Origin of the sequence: Allobosea sp. TAB14, from assembly GCF_052113865.1 — a bacterium.
Lineage (GTDB): Bacteria > Pseudomonadota > Alphaproteobacteria > Rhizobiales > Beijerinckiaceae > Allobosea > Allobosea spartocytisi.
Map to the genome: position 1 here is coordinate 24,747 of NZ_JBFRDQ010000101.1, position 6,972 is coordinate 31,718.

At 66.4% G+C, this 6,972-nt stretch carries 7 protein-coding genes; 4 read left to right on the top strand and 3 right to left on the bottom strand.

From position 1 onward, the window contains the following. Positions 1-93: 93 nt before the first annotated feature. From AB4Y99_RS16255 to AB4Y99_RS16265, 3 genes are all read right to left on the bottom strand, one after another. Positions 94-387 (bottom strand): hypothetical protein, encoded by a 294-nt coding sequence (locus tag AB4Y99_RS16255; RefSeq protein ID WP_441524024.1) that lies wholly within the window; start codon positions 385-387, stop codon positions 94-96. 441 nt (positions 388-828) lie between these two features. Further along, positions 829-3,474, bottom strand: coding sequence for an aminopeptidase N (gene pepN / locus AB4Y99_RS16260; protein WP_441524025.1), 2,646 nt, complete (start codon positions 3,472-3,474; stop codon positions 829-831). Positions 3,475-3,753: 279 nt separating this feature from the next. Beyond that, positions 3,754-4,911, bottom strand: coding sequence for a cation-efflux pump (locus AB4Y99_RS16265; RefSeq protein WP_441524026.1), 1,158 nt, complete (start codon positions 4,909-4,911; stop codon positions 3,754-3,756). 92 nt (positions 4,912-5,003) lie between these two features. Between AB4Y99_RS16265 and AB4Y99_RS16270 the strand changes: the two genes are divergently transcribed. From AB4Y99_RS16270 to AB4Y99_RS16285, 4 genes are all read left to right on the top strand, one after another. Further along, positions 5,004-5,453, top strand: a complete 450-nt coding sequence (locus AB4Y99_RS16270) for a VOC family protein (protein ID WP_441524027.1) — start codon at positions 5,004-5,006, stop codon at positions 5,451-5,453. A 66-nt stretch (positions 5,454-5,519) separates the two neighbouring features. Next, positions 5,520-5,765: a type II toxin-antitoxin system VapB family antitoxin gene (locus AB4Y99_RS16275; protein ID WP_038362486.1), complete on the top strand. Its 246-nt coding sequence runs from the start codon at positions 5,520-5,522 to the stop codon at positions 5,763-5,765. Next, a complete protein-coding gene (locus AB4Y99_RS16280; protein ID WP_112763441.1) occupies positions 5,765-6,175 on the top strand; it encodes a type II toxin-antitoxin system VapC family toxin in 411 nt (136 codons plus the stop codon). Before AB4Y99_RS16275 ends, AB4Y99_RS16280 begins: the two co-directional genes overlap by 1 nt. Positions 6,176-6,258: 83 nt before the next feature. After that, entirely contained in the window at positions 6,259-6,807 is a 549-nt protein-coding gene (locus tag AB4Y99_RS16285) for a PfkB family carbohydrate kinase (protein WP_441524028.1), read from the top strand. Positions 6,808-6,972: the final 165 nt, after the last annotated feature.

The following is a 6,972-nucleotide window of genomic DNA, read 5'->3' on the forward strand; positions in this document are numbered from 1 at the left end:
AGACGGGTTGGAGCACCGCCACCTGCCCGAGCGGGCCTGCGAGGTTGCGGACGATGGCGAGGACCTCGGGGCCACCGGGCGGGGTGATGCGCATCACCCCGGCGCGGTCGCCGAACACGGTGAGCGGCTGGGCCTGGCCGAGGAAGTCGAGGCGATCGTCGCGAGAACGGCGGTCGGCTCCCTGCCGGATTGCGTGCCGTTGTCGAGCTCGCGGGCGATCAGTGCCGAGATCACCTCCATCTCGCCCGTGGCGTTGATCAGCGCGTCGTCGCGCAGGGCCGCCGTCTGGATGGCGGCGCCGGCGCTGAGGATGACGATGAAGAGGCCGACGAGCACGGGGATCGCCGTGCGGAAGGTGGGCTCGAAGCTCTCGAAACGCTGATACAACGGATGGGTCAGCGACCGTGCTACACCCAGAATCGTATCGGCGCGCGCAGATGCGCACTCCGCGTTGGCACGCGACATGCCCGGTCCCCCTTCGGATACTTTACCGACAGTAAGATCGGGAGACGTGCCGCATCCCCGCGAATCACCGTCAGTTGAATCCGCGCGACTCGATTTGTCTAGCTCTGAGTTGAGTCAAGGCAGCAGAATTCGCCTTCTGGTTGTGGAGAATATGCGAATGAATCTTGTGCGGGTAATGGACCGTTAACGATTTGGGCGGGCGGTCGTTAACGAGTCGGATTCGACCACGCAGCCCTCATCCTGAGGAGCCGCGAAGCGACGTCTCGAAGGATGCTCCAGATGTCTCTGGAGCTTCCTGGACCATCCTTCGAGACGCGCGTGTGGCGCTCCTCAGGATGAGGGCTGAGATTGGCGGTTGCCTTCTTACGCGAGCGCCCGCTCCGCAATGTCGGAGACGTCGCGCGACAGGTTCGGCGTGCGCGCCACCATGCCGAGAGCCTCCTGCGCCAGGCGCCGGCGGCCGGGTTCCAGCATGCGCCAGCTCTTGAACGAGCCGAGCAGGCGCGAGGCGACCTGCGGGTTCGTCCGGTCCAGCGCCACGACGATGTCGGCGACGAAGCCATAGCCCTCGCCATCGGCCCGGTTGAACTGGGTCAGATTGGCTGCGAAGCCGCCGATCAGCGCGCGCACGCGGTTCGGGTTGCCGAGCGAGAAGGCCGGGTGCTGCATCAGCCGCTTCACTCGCTCCAGCGTCTCCGGCTCGGCGATGAGGGCCTGCGCCATCAGCCATTTGTCGAGGACCAGCGGTTCGCCCGCATAGGCTGCCGCGAAGCGAGCGATGAGCTGCTCGCGCCGCTCGCCGGGGATCAGCGTCATCGCGGCCATCGCCGCCAGCCGGTCGGTCAGGTTGTCGCCCGTCTCGAATTGCTGCTCGCACAGCGCCGCGCCGTCCTCCGGCGCCGCCAGCGCGGTAAGCCCGAGCAGTTCGTTGCGCAGCGCGCGCCGGCCTGCCGAGGCGGCATCCGCCTTGTAGGGGCCTTTCGTCGCCAGGGCTTGCCGCAAGCCGGGCAGCCGCGGCAGCAGCGTTGTCCCGATGGCGGTCGACAGGGCGCGGTGGGCGGCGAAGATCGCATCCGGATCGACATCCCTGCCGATCTCGCGGGCGATGTCGGCCGGCGCCGGCAGGCGCAGCACCTGCGCCGCGAAGGCAGGGTCCGCCTGCGCATCCGCCTGCAGGAAGCCGTCGAGCGCCCGGCCGAGTTCGGCGGCGGTCGCGGGGAGGGTGCCGAGACCGGAGTCCGGCCTGCCGGCGGTGACGAGGGCGCGCGTCGCGATGCTCTGCAAGGCCTGCCAGCGGTTGAAGGAATCGCTGTCGGCCGAGAATTGCCTGATGAGATCGGCGTCCGAGAGGTCGAGCTCCAGCCGCGCCGGTGCGGAGAAGCCGCGCAGCAGCGAGGGGATCGGCGGCTCGGCGATGCCGTCGAAGCTGATCGAGAGCGAGGGGCCGTCGAGGATGACGAGTCCGTCCCCGGCATAGGCATTGGACTGCGTCTTGAGCGGCAGGTCGCCCTGGCTGCCGACCAGCCCAAGCTTGATCGGCAGCACCATCGGTTGCTTCTCGCTCTGGCCCGGCGTTGGCGGCGTGCTCTGTGCCAGGTCAAGCGTGTAGCGCTGCGCCGCGGCGTCGTAGCGGCCGGAGGCGACGACGGTCGGCGTGCCCGCCTGCTCGTACCAGCGSGCGAAATGGYYGAGRTYCTGRCCCGAGCTCTCSGCGAARCAGGCSAGGAATTCCTCGATCGTCGCGGCCGTRCCRTCRCAGCGCTCGAAATAGAGATCCATGCCCTGTTTGAAGGCCTCGTCGCCGATCAGGACCTTGAGCATGCGGATGACCTCCGCGCCCTTCTCATAGACCGTCGGCGTGTAGAAGTTGTTGATTTCCTTGTAGGCGCGCGGCCTGACCGGGTGGGCGAGGGGGCCGGCATCCTCCGAGAACTGGGTCGAGCGCAGGGTGCGGACATCGGCGATGCGCTTCACCGGACGCGAGCGCTCGTCGGAAGAGAATTCCTGGTCGCGGAAGACGGTGAGTCCTTCCTTCAGGCAGAGCTGGAACCAGTCGCGGCAGGTGATGCGGTTGCCGGTCCAGTTGTGGAAATACTCATGCGCGATGATCGCCTCGATCGAGGCGTAGTCGCCATCCGTCGCGGTCTGCGGATCGGCCAGGACGTATTTGTCGTTGAAGATGTTGAGGCCCTTGTTCTCCATCGCGCCCATGTTGAAATCCGACACGGCGACGACGTTGAACACGTCGAGATCGTAGTTGCGGCCGAAGACCTGCTCGTCCCAGCGCATGCAGCGCACGAGCGAGTCCAGCGCCCAGCCGGCGCGTCCCGCCTTGCCCGGCTCGACATAGACGGCAAGCTCGACCTTGCGGCCATCGGCCGTGACGTAATCCTGCCGGACATGGTCGAGCGCGCCCCCGACCAGCGCGAAGAGATAGGCCGGCTTGGGGTGCGGATCGTGCCACATCGCGAAATGCCGGTCGCTGCCCGGCACCTCGCCGGTGGCGACGAGATTCCCGTTGGAGAGCAGCACGGGCGCCTCCGCCTTCGCCGCCTCCAGCCGGACGGTATAGACGCTCATCACGTCCGGCCGGTCGAGGAAATAGGTGATGCGGCGAAAACCATCCGCCTCGCACTGCGTGCAATAGACCTTGGACGACCGATAGAGCCCCATCAGCTTGGTATTCGCGGAAGGGTCGACCTCGGTCTCGATGGTCAACGTGAAGCCGCGCCGCGGCGGCGCGTGGAGCGTCAGCGCCTGCGGCGTGGCCGTATAGGCAGAAGCGTCCAGCGGCGTGCCGTCGAGGCTGATCGTTTTCAGGACGAGTTCGTCGCCGTCCAGCACCAGCGGTGCGTCGGTTTGCCCGGCCGGATTCGGGCGCAAGGCCAAAAGCGAGCGTATCCGCGTTTTCGTCGGGTGCAGGCTGATGTCGAGATCGACCGTGTCGATCAGCCAGTCGGACGGGCGGTAATCCTCGAGGCGGATCAGCGGAGCATCTTCGGTACGCATGGAAACCCTGATGGCGGAGGTCAGGGAGCGTTTCTAGAGCATGCCGGCTTGGGATGGAAACACGGCCGTCATGCTCGGGCTTGACCCGAGCATTTCGTGACGAAAGAGCCTCCCGTGCCCTTTCCGACCGGAGATTCTCGGGTCTGCGCTACGCTCCGTCCGAGAATAACGGCGGGAGCGCTTCACGCCACCGGCGAAACCGCCGGCTCGGCATGGCTGACCAGCCGGCAGACCTGCGGCCGCGCGATCCGCACGGCACGCTCGATCGCGTCGACGGCGTCATGCACGGCGGCGACCGATATGGGTTTCGACCTCGGTCTCGCCGCCGAATTCGGCCCGGATGGCGCTTTCCAGCCGCGTTGCGATCTCATGCGCGTCGCTGAGCGGCAGGCTCTGGTCCACCTCCATATCGAGGCTGACCGAGAGCTTGTCGCCGATGCTGTGAACGGTGACGTGATGGACCGGGATCTTGAGCTTGAGCGCGATCAGGAGCACCCGCTCCAGCGCCGTCTCGTCGTCGACCTGCACCGGATCGGCGGTGATGGTGATCTCGGAGCCCGGTTCGACCTGCACCAGGGCGTTGGAAAGCTGGGCCTTGATCGCGGTGACGCGCTCGAGCGGCAGCGTGCGTGAAACGCCGATGCCGATCTCGCCATGGATGCGCCCGCCGGCCGGGCGGACCCTGAGCCAGTTGATCCCCACCACGCCCGGCACGCCGCGCGCGGCCTCGCGCAATTTCTCGCTGACGCCTTCCGGCGCCGTGTCCATCAGCGTGTCCAGAACGCGCCGGGCGAGGCGGAAGGCCGAATAGGCCGTGTAGGCCGCGATCGCGAAGGCCGCGACGGTGTCGGCACGCTCGAAGCCGTACCAGACGCCGATGAGCCCGACCAACACCAGCGCCGAGCCGACGAAATCGGCCGAGAAATGCGTAGCCTCGCCGGCGAGCGCCTCGCTGCCGGTTTCCCTGGCGACCTTGGTCAGCGAACGCCAGCGGATCGCATCGACCGTCATCGACAGCACCAGCACGCCGATGACGAGCGGCGTCACCGAGACATGCTCGATCAGGTTGTTCCACAGCCGGTTACCGGCCTCCCAGAGGATCGCGCCGGCGAGCGTGAACAGGATCGCGGTCTCGACCAGCGCGGCGAGCGCCTCGACCTTGCCATGGCCGTAATGATGCTCATCGTCGGCCGGCTTGTCGGAGGCGCGCACGGCGAACCAGGTGAACAGCGTCGAGCCGACATCGATCAGCCCTTGCAACGCGTCGGTGAGCAAGGCGAGCGAGCCGGAGAGGATGGCGCCGACGATCTTCGCCGCGGTGAGCAGAATGGTTGCCATCACCGAGAGGATTGCCGCACGCTGCTTGATCTGGGCGATCTGGGCGGGCGTTGCGCGCTCAGGCGGTGCCGTCACCGGTCCGTCTTGCGTTGTGGTCATGGCTCGTCCTGCTTGGCGCCCCTTGGAACGCGGAAGCTCTTGCCCGAATGAGGGAACGGATCAACCCTCTTCCTGCTCAACGAGGATGAACGATGCGATATCTCCACACCATGGTCCGCGTGACCGATCTCGATCAGGCGCTGGATTTCTACGTCAACAAGTTCGGCATGGTCGAAACCCGCCGGATCGAAAACGAGAAGGGGCGCTTCACCCTGGTCTTCCTCGCCGCCTCCGACGATGTAGCCGAGGCGAAGGCCGGCGCCTCGCGTGGCCGCCCGACGCTGGAACTGACCTATAACTGGGATCCGGAAACCTATACGGGCGGTCGCAATTTCGGCCATCTCGCCTATGAGGTCGACGACATCTACGCGACCTGCGACAAGCTGATGAAGGCCGGGGTCACGATCAACCGCCCGCCGCGCGACGGCAACATGGCCTTCATCCGCTCGCCCGACAACATTTCGATCGAGTTGCTCCAGAAGGGCGACCCCAAGCCGCCGGCGGAGCCGTGGGCGAGCATGCCGAACACCGGGAGCTGGTGAGGAGTCAGCCGACGTTGATGGGTGATAGCCTCCATGATATCATCCGATGATATCATGGAGGCTCCGATGGGCATTCTTGTCCGTGACCCGAAGATCGACCGCATGGTCCGCGAGCTCGCCGAGCGTGACGGCATCAGCTTGCAGGCCGCGATCGGCATGGCCGTCGAGCGCGAATTGAAGCGTCGCGACGAGAGGCGCCGACAAATCGAAGAAGCGACCCGCAAGGCGCAGGAGAAGCTGGCCGCCTATCCAACGGTCGATGACGGCTTGACGCATAAGGAATTCTTCGACCGCGAATATGGCGACGCCTGATGTTTCTGGATGCATCGGTCATCGTGGCCAATCTGCTCGAGGAGGCGGAGGCCGTTGCGATCAGGGAGGCTCTGTTCGACGAGAACGAACTGGTCACCTCGCCGCTTGCGATGTTCGAGGCGTCGACCCGTCTTGCGGCGGTGAAGCGCTTCAGCATCGATGACGGGTATCGGGTGGTTCAGGCCTTCATGGAGGATGCGAACGTCCGTGTTGCCGCGATCGATGCGGAGGTCGGCCGGATCGCACATCATTGTGCTGGCCTTTATCATCATTCGACTGGCCATCCCGCGCGTCTGAACATGGGTGACTGCTTCGCCTACGCTTCGGCTCGCGCGGCGAACCTCAAGCTTGCCTACAAGGGCGACGACTTCATCCACACCGATATCGAAGGTCAGCGCTTTGGCTCCTGAACCCGCGCGCGCCGGCGTCTTCTGCCTGGGCATCGCGACGCTCGACTATGTCTACAGCGTCGAGACCCCATTCCGATCCGGCGATGCCGGAGGATGCCGGCTGGCTGCCGCGCAGCCTTCCGGAGGGCGCTGGCGCGGTGCTTGCCGATACGCGCTGGGGAGAGGGGGCTCTCCCGGCCCTGAAGCTGGCGCGCCAGGCCGGCGTGCCGGGCGTCCTCGACGGCGACCGCAGGCCGCCCCACCCCGATCTCGTCGCGACGGCGAGCCATGTCGCCTTCAGCCAGCAGGCCTTGCGCGAGATATCGGGTGAGGAGGACCCTCGTCTCGGCCTCGCCAGGATGGCGCAGGGCGCGCCGAGCTGGCTCGCGGTAACGCTCGGCAAGGAGGGCGTGCTCCACTGGGACGGCGAAATCCGCCACAGCCCGGCCTTCGCGGTCGAGACCGTCGATACGCTGGGGGCTGGCGATGTCTGGCATGGCGCCTTCGCGCTGGCGCTGGCGGAAGGCCGCGACGAGGTGGCCGCGATCCGTTTCGCATCGGCCGCGGCTGCCATCAAATGCACCCGCTTCGGTGGCCGCGATGGTGCGCCGACCCGGGACGAGGTGCAGCGTTTCCTGGCCGGGGAGAGTTGATGCCCAATTCGCGCTCAATCTCTGCCTGAAATTAAGGCGCGCGGGATTGGCGGAGGGCTTGCCTAACAATGAGGCAGGCGGAAGATAGGCGGCTGCGTTGCTGGAGCCCTGATGTTCGCACCGTCCGTTCCTGCCGCCGCTGAGCTGACTCTGCCGGCCTATGTC